Here is a 16,234-nt window from a genome sequence, read left to right on the forward strand (position 1 = left end):
GCACCCCGGGCGTTCCGGCGCGCGCGGGCGCCCCGCCCCCTGCCGAGCGGCAGGGCGGGGGCGGGGCGCCTGGTGCGGGCGGGGTCAGCTGCCGGGGACGGTGTCCTTGAACGCGGTGCCGGCCGTGCGCAGCGCGGCGACGTTCGTGGCGACCTGGGCCGGGCTGAGCACCTGGTCCTTGACGAAGTACACGTAGTCGACCTGCTGGTCGTACGAGCGCGGGGTGGTGGAGTACTGGCCCGCGAGGTCGATCAGCCAGTGGTTGAAGTCGATGAACTGCGGGGTCTCGGGCAGGTAGGGCTCGCCGTGGGTGGCGACGACCTGGCCGTCGATGTAGTAGGTGATGTTGCTGTTGTCGATGGTGAACTGCAGCAGGTGCCAGCCGTCGTAGGACTGCCGCTGCTCGCCGTGGGTGTTGACGGCGTTCCACGGGTCCGGGTTGTAGGTCTCCCAGCTGGTCTCGTACATGATGTTGCTCTGCTCGCCCAGCCGCCGTTGGGCAGGTACTCGAAGTCCTCCTCGCTGTAGTTCGGGTCCATCGGGGCGTTGAGCGGGGTGAAGGCGAAGAAGGTCTGGTTGATGTGGTCGCCGTCGGGGCCGCTGTTGGGGGCGTCGGCGAACTTGACCCGGGCCGCGTAGGTGCCGTTCTTGAACTTGCGCGCGGTGGTCTGGATCTCGGTCTCCTTGGTGCCGGAGGCCGTGCCGTCGGTGGTCAGGCGCAGGTTGAGCACCTTGCTGCCGCCGACGGTGGGGAAGGTGACGTCGGCCGGGGACCAGGTGGCGCCGGAGACGCCGGGGCCGCCCTGGCCGGACTTGACGGTCCAGCCGTGCTGCTGGACGGCCGCGTCGGCGCTGGTGTTGTAGGAGAAGTCGTCGAACAGGACGGGCGCGTTCGGGTCGACCGGCGGGGTGGAGGTGGAGCCGGACGGGGACGGGGGGGGCTGCCCGAGGGGGACGGCGAGGGGTTGTTGCCGGCGGGGGCGGTGCCCCAGATGAGGGCGCCGTCCTCCTGGAGGGTGACCTTCTGCCAGTCGGCGTAGGAGGTCTGGGTGCCGCTGAAGGAGTAGTCGTCGGACTGGGTGAGGGTCTGCCAGTCGGAGCGGTAGAAGCGCAGCTGCATGTCGCCGGTGGACTGGCCGGGGGCGAGCGAGCCGGCGCCGGCGGTGAAGCCGATCTCCAGGTAGCGGTCGGCGGTGGCGGTGGGGTTGGCCAGGGTGCCGAAGGTGCCGGTGATGTTGCCGCAGCCCTTGACCGCCCAGGAGCAGGCGAAGCGGTAGGTGGTGGAGGGGCCGTCGGCCTTGAAGTAGTAGCGCAGGGTGACCCGGTTGAGCGCGACGGTGGTGGTGCCGGTGTTGGTGACCTGGAGCCAGGGCTCGGTCTGGTCGGCGGTCGCGCCGGAGGCGCTGGTGCGGTACTGGACGCTGAACTTGTCGGCGGCCGAGGCCGGGGCGACGGTCAGCGCGGTGGCGGCCAGGCCGGCCGCGGCGATCGCGGCGGCCGTGGCGAGCCGGGCGCGCCGGCTGGTCGTGCGGGACGTGCGGACACGGTGGTTCCTTCCGTGGGGGGAGGATGCCCCGCGGTGCGGCGGGGCGGTGGACGTTCCGGCGGTGCACGTGCGGGGTGCGGCCGCGGAGGTGGTCCGCGTGCTGCGGGCGGCTGCTGACGGTGGGTCGGCGGCCGGGTCTGTGGGGGCGCGCGCGACGGGGCGCGCGCCCGGGTCACGCGTCCTGGGCGCGCTCAGGTGGCGAGCAGTTCGCGTTCGGCGTGGTGGATGCCGAGGGCGGCCAGGCGGGGGCGGTGCGCGGCGAGGGCGGGCAGGAAGTCCCGGACGTAGTCGCTGTCGGGGTTCCAGGCCCGGTCGGCGATGGCGCACAGCCGGGGGTAGGCGAGGTAGTCGAAGTGCTCGGCGGTGGTGACGAACTCGCTCCACAGCTGGGCCTGGGTGCCGAGCACCCGGGCCCGTTCGGCCTCGTCCCAGTGCGCGGGGCGGCCTGGTGGGCGTGCGCGGTGGGCAGGTCGACGACGTACTCGGCCTGGCCGAGCGGTTCGTCGGGGCGGTCGGACTGCGGGTAGTCGAGGTAGGTGGCGCGGTGCGGGGCCATCACGATGTCGTGGCCGCGGCGGGCGGCGTCCCGGCCGTGCTCGGCGTCCCGCCAGGGCATCACGGTGAACTCGACCGGCAGGGTGGCGCCGTCCGTCTCGGCCCAGCAGATCGGGACGCGGCCGGCGGCCAGCAGGTGCCGGCCGACCTCGCCGAGGAACCAGCCGCGCAGGTGGGCGGGGGCGGCGAGGCCGAGTTCGGCGGCCCGGCGGCGGGCGGTGGGGCTGGTCTCCCACTCGACGGTGGGGCACTCGTCCCCGCCGAGGTGGACGTAGCGGGAGGGGAAGAGCTCCATCGTCTCGTCCAGCACGGCGCGGCAGAAGGCGAGCGCCTCGTCGTGCACGCCGAGCACGGTCTCGCACACGCCCCAGTCGGTCCACACGTCGAGCTGCCGCTCGGGTGGTTGCCCAGGTGCGGGTAGGCGGCGAGGGCGGCCCGGGTGTGGCCGGGCATGTCGATCTCGGGGACGACGGTGACGCCGCGTTCCGCGGCGTACGCCACCAGGTGCCGCAGTTCGGCCTTGGTGTACGAGCCCTGGTGCGGGAGCGCGTCGTACCTGGTGGAGCCGGCGTGGCCGACCATGCTGCGCTCGCGGCGGGCGCCGACCTCGGTGAGCCGGGGGTAGGCGTCGACGGGCAGCCGCCAGCCCTGGTCGTCGGTCAGGTGCAGGTGCAGGACGTTGAGCTTGTGCAGGGCGATCCGGTCGACGGCGGTGAGCAGGCGGTCGAGGGGCTGGAAGTGCCGGGCGGTGTCGATCATGAACCCGCGCCAGGCGTGCCGGGGCCGGTCGGTGATCCGCACGGCGGGCAGGCTCCACTCGACGCCGGCCACCGGCTGCGCCGAGAGCACCTCGGGCGGCAGCAGTTGGCGCAGCGTCTGCACGCGTGCCGCAGGCCGGCGGGCCGGGCCGCGTGCAGCGTCACCTGGAACGGGTCCACCGTCAGCCGGTAGCCCTCCTCCCCCAGCTCCCGGTCGTCGGGGGCGAGGACGAGCGCGACGGTGCCTTCCGCCCCGGGGGCCAGCGGCAGGCCGGTCGCGGGGCGCAGCAGGGTGCGCAGCAGGTCGGCGACGGCGGCGGCTTCGCCGTCGGCGCGCACGGTGGTCCGTTCGGTCAGGGTGAACCGTCCGGCAGCGGGAACGAGTTCGACCGGGGTCGGCAGGATCACGGGGTGGTCTTCTTCCGGGGGTAGGGAGGCTGGCGGGCCCTGCGGGCGGTGCGGGCGGGGGCCGGAGCCCGGCGGGCGGTGGCGGTGGGGGTCAGCCCTTGACCGCGCCGGCGGTCATGCCGGTGGTGACCTTGTTCTGCAGGAACAGGAAGACGATCAGGACGGGGAGCATGAACAGGCTCGCGGCGGCCATGGTGGCGCCCCAGTCGGTGCCGAAGACGTTGGCGAAGGAGGAGAGCCAGACCGGGAGGGTGCGGGCGTCCTGGTTCTTGATGATCAGGGTGTTGGCGAAGGCGAACTCGTTCCAGGCGGTGATGAACCCGAACAGCGAGGTGGACAGGAGGCCGGGGGCGAGCAGCGGGAGGGTGATCCGCCGGAAGGCCTGCGGCCGGGTGCAGCCGTCGACCTGGGCGGCCTCCTCCAGTTCGGCGGGGACGGCGGCGAGGAAGCCGCGCAGGGTGACGATGGTGAAGGGCAGGGTGGTCATGAAGTAGACCAGGGTGAGCATGCTGAGGCTGTCGAGCATGTCGGTGTCGCGGGCGATCACGTACATCGGGATCAGCAGCGCTTCCCAGGGCGCCATCTGCGCGGTGAACACCAGCAGCAGGAACGCCCGGCGGCCGCGCCAGCGCAGTCGGCCGACGGCGTACGCGGCCAGCAGGGCGACGACCAGGGAGAGCAGGACGGCGCCGAGGGTGACGTACAGGCTGTTGCGCCAGTAGCCGCCGAAGCCGGGAGCGTGGATCGCGGTGGAGAAGTGCTCGAGGGTGGGGTGCAGCGGGAGGAAGGCGGGGGTGGCGGCCTGGATCTCGGCGGTGGGCTTGAAGGCGGTGACCACCATCCAGTAGACGGGAAGGCGGCGGTGGCGAGGACGGCGAGCGCGGCGAGGTTGAGCGGCAGCCGGCGCAGTCGGCGGGGGGCGAGGAGCTTCACGCCTCGGCTCCTTCCTGGCGGTGCATCCGCCGGAGGGTGGTGACGAGCGCGGCGAGCAGGATCAGCACGGTGAGCGTGGAGGCCGCGGAGCCGAGGTCGTACTTGTGCAGGTTCTGGGCGATCTGGAAGGCGTAGACGGGCAGGGTGGTGGTGGCGCCGTTGGGGCCGCCCTGGCTGACCACCCAGATCTGGGCGAAGCACTTGAAGGTCCAGATCACCTCGAGCGAGGTGACCAGGGCGAACAGCGGTCGCAGCACGGGGACGGTGACCAGGCGGAAGGTCTGCCAGGCGCTCGCGCCGTCGATCCGGGCGGATTCGTAGAGCTCGGCGGGGATGGTGGTGAGTCCGCCGTACAGGGTGAGCGCGGCGAACGGGACGGACTGCCAGACCACCAGCAGCACCAGGACGGTGAAGGTGGCACCGGAGTGGGCGAACCAGGCGTAGTCGCGGTAGCCGTGCAGCCCCAACTGGTCAAGTGCCCAGTTGACCACTCCGAAACGGGACTGGAAGAGCCACTGGAACACGGTGGTGGCGGCGATCACCGGGGTGGCCCAGACCAGCACCAGGGCGCTCATCACGGCCAGCCGCATCCGCCGGCCGAGCCGGACCAGCATCAGCGCGACGAGCGTGCCGAGGCCGGTGATCAGCACGGTGTTGAGCGCGGTCCAGCCGAGGGTGCGGAGGGTGACGGTCCAGAACTTGGAGTCGGAGAGCAGCTCGGTGTAGTTGTCGAACCCGACGAACGGGGCTCCGCCGCGGATCAGTTGGGCCAGCCGGAAGTGCTGGAAGGAGATCACCAGGTTCCGGGCGACGGGTAGAGCAGTAGGTACGCCGCGCCCACCAGGGTCGGGGCGATGAGCAGGTAGGGCCGGATCCTGGTGCGGAGCGGCGGTGACGCGTTGGTGGGCACGGCGGGGTGTACTCCTGTTCGACGGTGGTGCGGACCCGGGGGGCCGGCGGGGGCGTGGGGGCCCGGCCGGGTCACTTGCCGCTGAGCGCCTTGGTGATGGCCTCGCTGGCGGTCTTGCCCGCGGCGGCCGGGTCGGCGCCGGTGAGGACCTGGGTCATGTACTGCTTGATCGGGTTGTCGGCCTCGACGGCGGCCCACTCGGGCGAGTTGGGGGTGGCGTGGCCGCTGACCGCCCCGGCGGCCATCGCGGCGGCGCCCTCGTTCCCGCTGAGCACGGAGGCCAGGGTGGTCCGGTTGGGGACGTAGTTCATCTGCTTGGCGATCTCGGTCTGCCACTTGTCGCCGGCCAGCGCCTTGACCACCTCGTAGGCGGCCTGCTGGTGGTGGGAGGATTCCGGGACGATCAGGTCGGAGCCGCCGGTGAACACCGCGCCGGGCTTGTCGGCGCTCTTGCCGGGGATCGGGAAGAAGCCGAGCTTGTCCTTGAGCGCGGGGTTGGCCTTGATGATCGCGTTGGCGCCACCGGGGTGGAGATCAACTGCGCGGTGTGGCCCTGGGCGAACACCTCGGCCTGCGGCGGCTTGGCCTCGTCGGCGTCCTTGGGACCCTTGCCGAGCGCCTGGAGCTGCTGGTAGAAGCCGATCGCGGCCTTGGCCTGCGGGGTGTCCAGGGCGCCCTTCCACGTGCCGTCGGAGCCCTTGGCGGCGAGGTCGCCGCCCTCGTCCCAGAGGAAGCCGGCCAGCACGTACCAGGTCTGGCCGGTCAGGTAGATGCCCTCGTTGCCGCCGGTGTTGAGCTTCTGGGTGTCGGCGATCCACTCCTCGCGGGTCTTGGGCGGGGTGGTGATGCCGGCCTGCTGGAACAGGTCCTTGTTGTAGATGACCACGCGGTTGGCGGCGTACCAGGGGATGCCGTACTGCTTGCCGTCGATCTTGCCCGGGTCGGCGAGGCCGGGGATCCAGTCGGAGCCGTTGAGCTCGGCGGCCTTGTCGCTGAGGTCGTGCACGCCGCCGCTGGCCGCGTACTGGGCGACCTGGGTGTTGCCGACCTCGATCACGTCCGGGGCGTCGTTGCTGGCCAGCGCACTGGTGACCTTCTGGCCGATGCCGTCCCACTCCTGGATCTGCACCTTCAGGGTGGTGCCGGAGTGCGAGGACTCGAAGTCGCGCCTTGAAGTCCTTCAGGAAGGTGTCGGTGACGCTGTCCTTCATGATCCAGACCGTCAGCTCGGCCGGTCCGGCCGATTCCTGGGAGCCCGAACCGGAGCCGGAGGAACAGGCGGTCAGGGTGGCCGCACCGAGCAGCAGGGCGATCGCGGAGCGCAGGGTGGTCGGAAGTGCGGTGGATCTCACGGTGGGTGCCGCCTCAAGGTGACTGGGGATGCGTGTGGGGGTTGTTCCAAGGAGACCGACTTTTTACCAGTAGAGTGAACTGGTCCGGTCGGTGGTAAGAGAAGGTGGCACAGCCGGTGCAGCCCGTCAAGGCCCCCCGCATTCGCCCCGACCGGCCTTCCACCTGCAAAGGAACCTTCCAGTTCGGGGGTTCCGACGGCGGGGCGAGCACTGGTAAGGTCCGCGAACTGGTCTGGTATGGTCTGACCAGTTCGAAGCGAAGGGATGGCACGATGGCGACGGATTCGTCCGGCGGGGCGGGATTGAAACGCGATCAGGTCCGGGAGTACCTGCGCGAACTGGTCGAGTCACTGACCCCGGGCGACCCGGTCCCCTCCGAGCGGGCGCTCTGCGCCCAGCTCGGCGTCTCCCGTCCGACGCTGCGCGCCGGGGTGGACGAACTGGTGGCCGCGGGCCTGCTGGTGCGCGAGCACGGGCGCGGCACGTTCGTCGCCCCCGCCAAGATCGTCCAGGAGCTGACCCCGTCCGTCGGCGGCGACCCGTCCTTCAACGTGCCGAGGGCGTCCGGTAGTTGGACCAGTCAGGTGCTGGAGTTCACCCCGCTGCCGGCCGGTGCGGCGATCGGCCGCAAGCTGCGGCTGTCCCCCGCCGCGCCGATCCTGCACCTCGTGCTGCTCCGGCTGGTCGACGGCGAGCCGATGGCCATCGAGCACCTGCACATCCCGGCCGACCTGCTGCCCGACCTGGCCCCCGCCGAGCTGGAGCACGGCGACCTCTACCAGCTCCTGGCCGCCCGCGGCGCCCACGTCCACGAGGCCGTCCAGGCCATCGAGCCCACCGTGGTCAACGACCGCGAGGCCCGCCTGCTGACCATCCCCGCCCTCTCCCCCGCCCTGCGCTTCGAGCGGCTCACCAGCGACGCCACCGGCCGCCCCGTCGAGTACACCCACTCGCTCTACCGCGGCGACCGCTACCGCATCGTCTCCCGCATCTCGCTCGCCGACCCCACCCCCGCCACCCCCGGCGACTCACGCCACCACCCGGGCATCCCGCCGAACGACCTGACCACCCGCGGTACCGGCCCCACCGTCACCACCGGGGACATCCAGCCGCTGCTCTGACCCGGCCGGGGAGCGGCGGCGCGGGCCCAGCGGGGCGGGCTCAGCGGCGCGGACCGGGCACGGCGGGGCGGGCTCAGCGGCGCGGGCGTGACAGGCCGGGCGCGACAGGCGGGCGCGGGGCTCAGTCGTGCGGGCGGTCAGTCGCGCGGGGCGCTGTACCAGCGCCATCCGGTGGGCCGTTCGCGGCCCGGCAGGTCGCCCCGGCCGGTGGCCCACAGCAGGGTCGGCCAGGGGTCGGTGCCGGTCGGGGCCGCCGGGAAGAGCCGGGCCAGCACCCGGGCGCTGATCCCGGCGGGCGCCGTCCAGTCCAGGCCCAGTCCGAGCGCCAAGTCCTCGGCGTGGACGAAGAGTTCGACCAGCCCCATGGCGGCGCTGCCCTCGGCGTCCGCCGTCCCGAAGCCGTGGAAGGCGCGGTCCTGCGGGCGGGCCGTGCGGACCATCGCCACCAGCAGCGCCCCGCACGCCTCCAGCACCTGGACCAGGCCCCGCGGTCCGGCCGCCCGCTGGGCGAAGACCACGCTGGTGGGCTTGCCCGGCGCCTCCTGCCGGTAGGCGAACGGCACGAACCCGGCGGCGGGGGGCGACTGCGGCCCGAGCTGGGCGGCGTAGGCGAACAGGTCGTCCGCCAGGTGCTCCGCGGTCTCCCAGCAGCTCCACTCCAGCGTTCCGGCGGGCCGGTCCCAGTCGGCCGCCGCCGCGTCCGGCCCGCTCAGCAGGGAAACGACCAGCCGGACGCCCTCGGCGAGGTCCTCCGCCGTCACCGGGCCGACGTCGGCGGGGTGTTGCGCACGCGCGTGATCAACCATGGGCCGAGCGTACCCGTCGACGGTGTCGGCTCCGCCCCCTCGTCGGCACTACCTCTCGACATCAAGCATCTTGATGTCGAGAGACTTCTCGGGCAGAGTGCTCTCCGTACGGACGGACCACCCTCACACCGGACGGGGAGCACCATGGGCGAGCGGACGCGGGGCGACGGGCTGCTGGAGCAGTTGCGACGGCCACCGGGCGGACGGGACGGGCGGGCGATGCTGCTGACGCTGTTCGTCGACCGCACCGGCACCGGCGTCTGGGCGGCGGCCTGCGTGCTGTACTTCACCGAGGTCGGACGGCTGACGGCCGCGCAGGTCGGGCTGCTGCTGGGCGTCTCCTCGGTGGCGGGCATCGCGGGGACGCCGCTGGCCGGACGGCTGGCCGCCTCCTGGGGGGTGCGGAGGGTGCTGATCGGCTGCCACCTGCTGCGGGTGGCGGCGCTGACGGCGGTGCTGTTCTGCGCCGCGTTCACCCCGCTGCTGCTGGTGGTGGCGCTGGCCACGCTCGGCGACCGGGCGGCCCGCGCGATGGAGATGCTGTACGCCACCGAGGTCGCGGGCGAGCGCCGCTCGGCCTACCGGGCGCTGTCGCGCACCTCGATGAACGCCGGGTACGCGGCGGGCGCCGGCCTGGCCGCGCTCGGCCTGGCGGTGGGCACCCCGGCCGCGTACCGGGCGCTGGTGATCGCCGACGTGGCCTCCTTCCTGGTCGCCGCCGTCCTGGTGGCCACCCTCCGGGAGCCGGGCCGGGCCGCCGCGACCGCCGCGACCGCCATCGCCACGGACGGTCCGGCGACGGCGGCGGCGACGGCGGGCGGGGCCGCCGCCCCAGCTCCCCGGCCCAACCCCTGGCGAGACGCCGGCTACCTGCGCTTCGTCGCCCTGGACGCGATGCTCACCATCGACGACGCGATCCTCAACGTGGGTCTGCCGCTCTGGCTGATCCACTCCACCCGGGCCCCGCACGCGCTGGTCCCGGCCTTCCTGGCGATCAACACCGTGGTCGTGGTGCTGGCCCAACTCCGGGTCTCCGCCCTGGTCAGCACGGCCCGCCAGGCGGTCCGGGTGGTCCCGCTGTACGGGTTCGCCGTCCTGGGCTGCTGCGCCGCCGCCGCCCTGGCCCACCGGACCGGGCCGCTGCCCGCCTCGGTGCTGCTACTGCTCGCGGCGGTGCTGGTGACGCTGGCCGAACTGATCCGCTCGGTGGTCTCCTGGGAGCTGTCGGTGGCCCTGGCCCCGGAACGGGCCCGCCCCGAGTACCTGGGGGTGGCGGGCATGGCCCACTCCACCGAGAAGGCCGCGGGCCCGCTCCTGCTCACCGGCGCGGTCCTGGCCACCGGCCCCCTGGGCTGGCTGACCCTGGGCGCGGCGACCACCGCGGCGGCCTACGCCCAACGCCGCTACGGCGCGATCCGGTTGGCCCTCACGACGTGAGACCGGCGACCGCCCCGGGCCTCACCTCGTGAGACCGGCGACTGTCGTGGGCCTCATCGCGCGAAGCCGGCGACTGCCGTGGGCCCGCCCCCGCGAGGCCCACGACCGTCCCGGACCTCACCCCACGAGCTCGGCGACCGTCGCGGCCACCGTCCCGTACAGGTCCCCGACGGTGGCCAGCGCGGCGGCGTGCAGTTGGGCCGCCGGTACCACCCGCCCGTCCGGCCCCGGCAGGGACCGGGTCGCGCACGCCTCGGCGACCACCGTCGGCCGCCAGCCCCCGCGGAAGGCGCCCTGTGCGGTGAAGGCCACGCACATGTGCGTCATGAAGCCGGCCAGCACCAGGTCGCGGCGCGGCCCATCCCCGTCCAACTCCTGGAGCACCTGGGCCAGTTCGGTCTCGTAGAAGGAGTCCGGGAAGGTCTTGACCACCACCCGCTCGCCCTCCGCCGGGGCGACCGGCGCGCTGATCGCCCCGATCTCGGCCCGGATGTCGTACGGCGTGCCCGGCCCGCCGTCGTTGACCACGTGCACCACCGGCGCGCCGGCCTCCCGGGCCGCCGCCAACAGTCGCGCCCCGGCGGCGAGGGCGGGTTCGGCGCCCTCCAGCGCCATCACGCCCTCCCGGTAGGTGTTCTGGTAGTCGATCAGCACCAGTACCGAATCGGCGAGGCGCGGCAGCGCGTCGTCCAGTCCGATCACCGTGCGCAGCGTCGCGGACGCATTTTTCATGCTCATGTCACTCATCCTGTTCTGTCGGTCCGAGGTCGGTCCCGAGGTCGGGCCCGTGATCGGACCCGTGGTCGGATTCTTCGGTCGGAGAAAGCGGGGGCTCAGGCCCCGTCCGCGCCCCGGGTCGCGCCGGGTTCCACCCGGAAGCGCCTGCGGTAGGCGGCCGGCGTGGTGCCCAGGCGGCGGCGGACCGTGCGGTGCAGGGTCTCGACGGAGCCGAGGCCGCTCGCGGCGGCGACCTGTTCGAGCGGCTGGTCGGTGCTCTCCAGCAGTCGCCGGGCGGCCTCCAGTCGCGCGGCCTCGACGTACGCCGCCGGTGTCGTCCCGGTCTCCTGCCGGAAGACCCGGGCGAAGTGGCGCTCGCTCAGGCACATCCGGGCGGCCAGCGCCCGGGCGGAGAGGTCGCCGTCCGGGTGGTCGGCGATGTGCAGGCGCAGTTCGTCGATGTCCCGGCGGGAGGTGGGCGGGCTGCTGAGCGGGACGGAGAACTGGCTCTGTCCGCCCTGCCGCTTGAGGTACATCACCAGCTGTCGGGCGACGGCCATGGCGATTTCCTCGCCGTGGTCCTCGGCGACGAGGGCCAGCGCGAGGTCCATGCAGGCGCTGATCCCGGCGCCGGTCCAGATCGCTCCGGAGCGGACGAAGATCGGGTCGGGGTCGACCGTCACCTCCGGGTGGTCGGCGGCGAGTTGGGCCGCCGTCGACCAGTGCGTGGTGGCGCGCCGCCCGTCCAGCAGCCCGGCGGCGGCGAGCAGGTGCGCGCCGACGCAGACCGAGGCGACCCGCCGGGCGGACGGGGCGGTCCGGCGCACCCAGGCGACTACCTCGGGGTCGATCCGGGCCCGGGGCCCGTCGGGTCCGGGCCGGACCGCGCCGGGCACCAGCAGGGTGTCCAGCCGGCCGTCGACCTGGTCGAACGTCAGGTCGACGGCGAGCCGGACGCCGGCCGAGGTGCGCACCAACCCCTGCTCCGGGCCGGCCAGTTCCACCCGGTAGCCGGCCCGGCCGCCGCTCTCCCGCTCGGCCAGCGCGAACACCTCGGCCGGGCCGGTGACGTCGAGCAGGTCGACGTCGGGGAAGACCGCGATCACGACGCGGCGGTTGCTGGGCATGCCCCCATCCTCGACCGCCCGGCCCGGTGTCCGCAATGACACCGTTCTGTCGGATTCGGCCATCCCCCGGTACCGGCCGCCTCAGCGGATGTCGTGGTCCGGGTGGGCCAGGTCGTACGCGTGGCGGGCCTCGGCGATGGCGGCGCGGTGGTCGAGCGACCAGTCGGCGAGCGCCTTGACCAGGTGGGTCAGCCCGGCCCCGGTGTCGGTCAGGCGGTAGTCGACCTGGGCCGGGACGGTCGGGTAGACGGTGCGCCGCACGAGGCCGTCGCGTTCGAGCCGGCGCACGGTGAGGGTGAGCATGCGCTGGGAGATGCCCTCGACGGCGCGCTGCAGTTCGCGGAACCGCCGCGGCCCGCCCGCCAGTTCGACGACCACCAGCACCGACCACTTGTCGCCGATCCGGTCCAGCACGTCGCGGATGCCGCAGTCGGGGTGGTCGTGGCGTCCGCAGGGGTCGAGGTCGGCGGGGGTGGTTACCCCGGTGTGCGTGAGTGACACGGAACTGCCTCCTTGTGACGGGTCGGCGGTGCGGCCGAGGATCAAGCGTAGTTACCGAAGAGAACCACGACGGAAGGCTGGGACGGACATGATCCTGGTGACGGGAGCGAACGGGAACCTCGGCGCGGCCACCCTGGCGGCGCTGCGCGCCCGCGGCGTCGCCGCGACGGGCGGCAGCCGCTCGCCGGGCCCGGGGGCGCGGCGGCTCGACTTCGACGACCCCGCGGGCCTGGACCTCACCGGGGTGTCGACCCTGGTGCTGGTCTCGGCGGGCTACGCCGAGGACGACCGGGTGGTCGCCCGGCACGCGGCGGCCCTGGGCGCGGCCGTCCGCGACGGCGTCCGCCACGTCGTCTACACCAGCCTGACCACGGCCGGCGACCACCTCGGCTTCGCGCTCGCGCACCGCGCCACCGAACGCCTCGTCCGGGAGAGCGGGCTGGGGTGGACGATCCTGCGCAACGGCCTGTACGCCGAACTCTTCGGCGGCCTGCTGCGCTGGTCCGGGGACGGCGTGGAGTCCGCGTTCGGGGACGGCGCACTGGCCGCGGTCGCACGGGCGGACCTCGCCGAGGTCGCGGCACTGGTCGCGGCGGACCCGGCGGCGCACCGCGGGCGCGTCCACGACCTGGTCGGCACGCCGGTCACGGCGGGGCAGGTCGCCGACCGGCTCGGGGTGCCGCACCGCACCATCGGCCTGGGCGAGTACCGGCGCAGGCTGCTGGAGGAGACGCCGGGGCTGCTGCCCTTCCAGCCCCCCATGCTCGCCTCGATCGCCACCGGCGTCCGGCACGGCTTCCTGGACGGCACCGACCCCGCCCTGACCGACCTCCTCGGCCGCCCGGCCCTCGACCCCCTGACCGTGGCCGCGACCGCCGCCTCCGCCACCCGCCCGGTGACGGGCGTCCGGTAGCGGCGCCGAGCGGTCAGGGCCGTCAGGTCCGTCAGGTCTGTCAGGGGGCTGTCAGGGCCGTCAGGTCCGTCAGGTCCTCGAAGGCCGCGTCACCGCCCGCTGCACCTCGGTCGCCACCGTGAACCCCTCGCGGCGGCAGGCGTCCGGGATCGTCTCCGCGGCCCTGGCCCGGCACGCCCGGCACGGCGACACGCCCGCACCGGGGCCCCGCGCCGTGCCGGGTGCGGCTGTCAGTGGCGTTCCTGTCCGAACAGGTCGACCCGGATCGGTTCGGCGGCCGGGGTCCGGCCGTCCTCCGGGTCCTGCGGGGAGAGCGCGATCGCGATGCCCGCGACGGCGAGGACGACCATGATGCCGACGGCCAGCGGGAGGACGAACTGCGAGGCGGGCGTGCCGTCGCCGATCGGGCGGCCGTCGAGGGTGACGGTGACGGCGGCCATCGCGGTGTAGTGCATGGCGACCACCGCGACGCCGGCGATCAGGGCGGCGCCGAGCGCCGAGGGCAGGCCCTTGACGTTCAGTGTCATCCACAGCGCCGCGGTGGCCGCGGCGACGGCGATGGCCACCGAGGCGGCCACCAGCGGGGTGGCGTAGGAGACCTCGCCCTCGACCTGCATCGCGGCCATGCCGAGGTAGTGCATGCCGGCGACGCCGCCGCCGGTCAGGACGCCGCCGGCCAGCAGAGTGCCGGTGCCCTTGCCGCGGTAGCCGACGAAGCCGATGCCCAGGCCGACCACGACGACCGCCACCAGCAGGCTGAGCACGGTGAGCGGGATGTCGTAGACCAGGGTGGAGGAGTCGACCATGAAGCCGAGCATCGCGATGAAGTGCATGGACCAGATGCCGCACCCGAACGCCCCGGCCGCCAGCGCCAGCCAGCCGAAGCGCCGGTTCGGCCGCAGCGTCATGGCCCGTGCGGTGCAGCGCAGTCCGATCGCGGCTCCGACGCAGGCGATCAGGTAGGCCACGACCGGGTTCACCCACCCGTACTGGAAACCGTCGAGGTGGGCCGTGGTGCCGTGGTGCATGAAGGGTCCGATCGGGAACGACTGCGGGTGCGGGTTTTGCCTCCGAGACAATACCGTCCGGTAGGGATTGGTCCGTACCAATGCCCCGCCACCTGCTCCGCCACCTGCCCCGCCCCCGGCCTGTCCGGACGTGGCAGGCTTGGTGTCCATGGAGCAGCCCGCCGGAACACCCCGCGTCCCGCACCCGCCCGTGCCGCCGCCGCTGCTGGTGGTGGACGGCGCGAACGTCGTCGGCTCCGTACCGGACGGGTGGTGGCGGGACCGGCGGGGTGCGGCCGAGCGGCTGCGCGACGCGCTGGTGCCGGTGGCGGCGGCCGGGGTGCCGGGCGTACCGGGCCCGCTGGCGGTGGTCCTGGTGGTGGAGGGTGCGGCGCGCGGCGTCGACGGGGTGCCGGAGGTGCGGGTGGTGTCGGCCCCGGGCAGCGGGGACGACCGGATCGTGGAGCTGGTCGCCGCCGAGTCCGCCGCCGCGCCGGGCCGCCGCCTGCTGGTGGTGACGGCCGACCGCGAGCTGCGCGGGCGGGTCGCCGCCCTGGGCGCGGAGCCGCTGGGCCCGCGCACGGTGCGCGGCAGCCGCAGCAGTGGCAGTGGTGGTGGCAGCAGGAACGGCGGCTAGGGCCGGACGGGCGGTGCGCGCGACGACTGACACCGCACCAGAAACTTTGCCTCAAAGGCAGAATGAGGAGCTGTCGAGGAGGTGACGAGACCTCAGGCCAGCCTGGTCCGGGTGGCGGCCGGGCGGGTGCGGCCGCGGGAGCTGACGGCGGGTCGGGTGGGGCGGCGGTCCGGCTTGGCGGGCCGTCCGTCGGCGGTCGGGGCGGGGCGGGCGGCGAGCGCGGCCTTGAGCGCGCGGACGGCCAACAGGACGGCGACGGCGGCGAGTTCGGCGGGTTCGACGGCGCCGCGGGCGGCGGCGGCGCGCTGGCAGGCCGAGCACCAGACGGAGCTGGCCCGGCCGCCGTCGGGGTAGTCCAGGCCGAGCGGCACCAGGTAGTGGCAGCCGCAGTCCTGGCAGACGAAGAGCAGCCTCATCGCTGCACCACCCCCGAGCCGCCGCACACCGAGCACGGTGACCAGTACCTGCGCTGCACCGGTCGCTGTCCCCCGCGCGGGTCGGTCTCCACCGAGTGCTCCGTCTTCTCCGTTCCGCGCGCCCCGCCGCAGCCGGGGCAGGTCTGCTGCTCAGCCATCGGTCACCTCCAGACCACAGACCGTAGCGCGCCGATCCCGTCCGCGACAGCGGTTCGCCACCGGACCACCCCCAGCTTTGCCCGTACACCTGAACGCCGCCCGGCACCTGCGTCCGCCTCCGGCCCGGGGGGCGCGGGTCGCCGCCAGGGGCGCGGGCAGTGGGAACGCGCGCCGGGCGGGTGTCGGGGCGCGCCGCGGGCGGCGGCACACGCCGGGCCCGGTCCCCGTCGGCAGGGCGGACCCGCGGTGCGCGATGATCACGGCCATGACCACGAACCCACCGGGCATCCGGATCGAGCACCGCGGCGCCGTCCCGCAGGTCCACCCCACCGCCTACGTCGCGCCGACGGCCACCCTGGTCGGCGACGTCCGGATCGGCCCGCGCGCCCGGGTGATGTACGGGGCGGTGCTGGACGCGGAGGGTTCTCGGATCGAGGTCGGCGAGGCGACGGTGGTGTGCGAGAACGCGGTGCTGCGCGCCTCCGCCGTCGCCGCCGACCAGCCGGTCCTGCTCGGCGATCACGTCTTCGTCGGCCCGCACGCCACCCTGCTGGGCTGCACCGTGCGGCGGGCCTGCTACCTGGCGAGCTCGGTGCACGTGCTCCAGGAGGCCGTGGTGGGCACCGGCTCGGTGGTCGCGGTCGCGGCCCTGGTGCACGCCCGCACGGTGCTGCCCGAGGAGTACTTCGTCCCGCCGTACACGATGGCCGTCGGCGACCCGGTGCGGCTGCTGGCCCCGGGCGACCCCGAGGTGCCGCAGGTGCTCGGACGGCTCGGCTTCGCGGCCACGGCCTTCGGGGTCGACGCCTCCTGGACCGACCGCGTCGCCCGGCACGAGCGGATGGCCGAGGTCCGCGCGGCGGAGTTCGCGGCGCACCTGGACGACCGCCCCGCGACCGGCTGACCGGCCGCCCCGCCGACCCTGCGCCCC

The 16,234-nt window shown here is 74.0% G+C and carries 11 protein-coding genes and 5 pseudogenes; 5 read left to right on the forward strand and 11 right to left on the reverse strand.

Features of this window, described 5'->3' with window-relative positions; translation table 11 throughout:
* Positions 1–84: 84 nt before the first annotated feature.
* The 5 pseudogenes from QMQ26_RS00125 to QMQ26_RS00145 all read right to left on the reverse strand — a co-directional run bounded on the left by QMQ26_RS00125 (position 85) and on the right by QMQ26_RS00145 (position 6,462).
* A pseudogene (locus tag QMQ26_RS00125) lies at positions 85–1,489 on the reverse strand (cellulose binding domain-containing protein).
* Positions 1,490–1,737: 248 nt separating this feature from the next.
* Positions 1,738–3,267, reverse strand: a pseudogene (locus QMQ26_RS00130) (beta-N-acetylhexosaminidase).
* A 91-nt stretch (positions 3,268–3,358) separates the two neighbouring features.
* Positions 3,359–4,176: pseudogene (locus QMQ26_RS00135) on the reverse strand (carbohydrate ABC transporter permease).
* Between the two features lie 20 nt (positions 4,177–4,196).
* Positions 4,197–5,110: pseudogene (locus QMQ26_RS00140) on the reverse strand (carbohydrate ABC transporter permease).
* Positions 5,111–5,181: 71 nt separating this feature from the next.
* A pseudogene (locus QMQ26_RS00145) lies at positions 5,182–6,462 on the reverse strand (extracellular solute-binding protein).
* Positions 6,463–6,734: 272 nt separating this feature from the next.
* Here QMQ26_RS00145 and QMQ26_RS00150 point away from each other — a divergent pair.
* Entirely contained in the window at positions 6,735–7,583 is an 849-nt protein-coding gene (locus tag QMQ26_RS00150; RefSeq protein ID WP_100834439.1) for a GntR family transcriptional regulator, read from the forward strand.
* 137 nt (positions 7,584–7,720) lie between these two features.
* Here QMQ26_RS00150 and QMQ26_RS00155 read toward each other — a convergent pair whose 3' ends face one another.
* A complete protein-coding gene (locus QMQ26_RS00155) occupies positions 7,721–8,389 on the reverse strand; it encodes a maleylpyruvate isomerase N-terminal domain-containing protein (protein WP_282204294.1) in 669 nt (222 codons plus the stop codon).
* A 144-nt stretch (positions 8,390–8,533) separates the two neighbouring features.
* On the opposite strand from QMQ26_RS00155, the gene QMQ26_RS00160 reads away from it, so the two are divergent.
* Positions 8,534–9,826, forward strand: coding sequence for an MFS transporter (locus QMQ26_RS00160; RefSeq protein ID WP_282204295.1), 1,293 nt, complete (start codon positions 8,534–8,536; stop codon positions 9,824–9,826).
* A 117-nt stretch (positions 9,827–9,943) separates the two neighbouring features.
* Here the strand turns inward: QMQ26_RS00160 and QMQ26_RS00165 are convergent, their stop codons facing one another.
* The 3 genes from QMQ26_RS00165 to QMQ26_RS00175 all read right to left on the reverse strand — a co-directional run bounded on the left by QMQ26_RS00165 (position 9,944) and on the right by QMQ26_RS00175 (position 12,171).
* Complete coding sequence (locus QMQ26_RS00165; RefSeq protein ID WP_282204296.1) at positions 9,944–10,564, reverse strand: isochorismatase family protein; 621 nt, start codon at positions 10,562–10,564, stop codon at positions 9,944–9,946.
* 95 nt (positions 10,565–10,659) lie between these two features.
* A complete protein-coding gene (locus QMQ26_RS00170) occupies positions 10,660–11,670 on the reverse strand; it encodes a GlxA family transcriptional regulator (protein ID WP_282204297.1) in 1,011 nt (336 codons plus the stop codon).
* A gap of 81 nt (positions 11,671–11,751) precedes the next feature.
* Complete coding sequence (locus QMQ26_RS00175; RefSeq protein ID WP_100834444.1) at positions 11,752–12,171, reverse strand: winged helix-turn-helix transcriptional regulator; 420 nt, start codon at positions 12,169–12,171, stop codon at positions 11,752–11,754.
* Positions 12,172–12,259: 88 nt separating this feature from the next.
* Between QMQ26_RS00175 and QMQ26_RS00180 the strand changes: the two genes are divergently transcribed.
* Positions 12,260–13,084, forward strand: a complete 825-nt coding sequence (locus QMQ26_RS00180; protein WP_282204298.1) for a Rossmann-fold NAD(P)-binding domain-containing protein — start codon at positions 12,260–12,262, stop codon at positions 13,082–13,084.
* A gap of 230 nt (positions 13,085–13,314) precedes the next feature.
* Here the strand turns inward: QMQ26_RS00180 and QMQ26_RS00185 are convergent, their stop codons facing one another.
* Positions 13,315–14,112, reverse strand: coding sequence for an MHYT domain-containing protein (locus tag QMQ26_RS00185; protein ID WP_100834446.1), 798 nt, complete (start codon positions 14,110–14,112; stop codon positions 13,315–13,317).
* A gap of 148 nt (positions 14,113–14,260) precedes the next feature.
* Here QMQ26_RS00185 and QMQ26_RS00190 point away from each other — a divergent pair, with 148 nt between their 5' ends.
* Positions 14,261–14,728: an NTP pyrophosphohydrolase gene (locus QMQ26_RS00190; protein ID WP_282204299.1), complete on the forward strand. Its 468-nt coding sequence runs from the start codon at positions 14,261–14,263 to the stop codon at positions 14,726–14,728.
* A 92-nt stretch (positions 14,729–14,820) separates the two neighbouring features.
* On the opposite strand, the gene QMQ26_RS00195 is transcribed toward QMQ26_RS00190, so the two are convergent.
* On the reverse strand, positions 14,821–15,144 hold the full coding sequence (locus QMQ26_RS00195) for a hypothetical protein (RefSeq protein WP_282204300.1): 324 nt from the start codon (positions 15,142–15,144) through the stop codon (positions 14,821–14,823).
* 424 nt (positions 15,145–15,568) lie between these two features.
* On the opposite strand from QMQ26_RS00195, the gene QMQ26_RS00200 reads away from it, so the two are divergent.
* A complete protein-coding gene (locus QMQ26_RS00200) occupies positions 15,569–16,207 on the forward strand; it encodes a gamma carbonic anhydrase family protein (protein WP_282204301.1) in 639 nt (212 codons plus the stop codon).
* Positions 16,208–16,234 lie beyond the last annotated feature (27 nt).

The sequence above is a fragment of the Kitasatospora fiedleri genome (assembly GCF_948472415.1).
GTDB lineage: Bacteria > Actinomycetota > Actinomycetes > Streptomycetales > Streptomycetaceae > Kitasatospora > Kitasatospora fiedleri.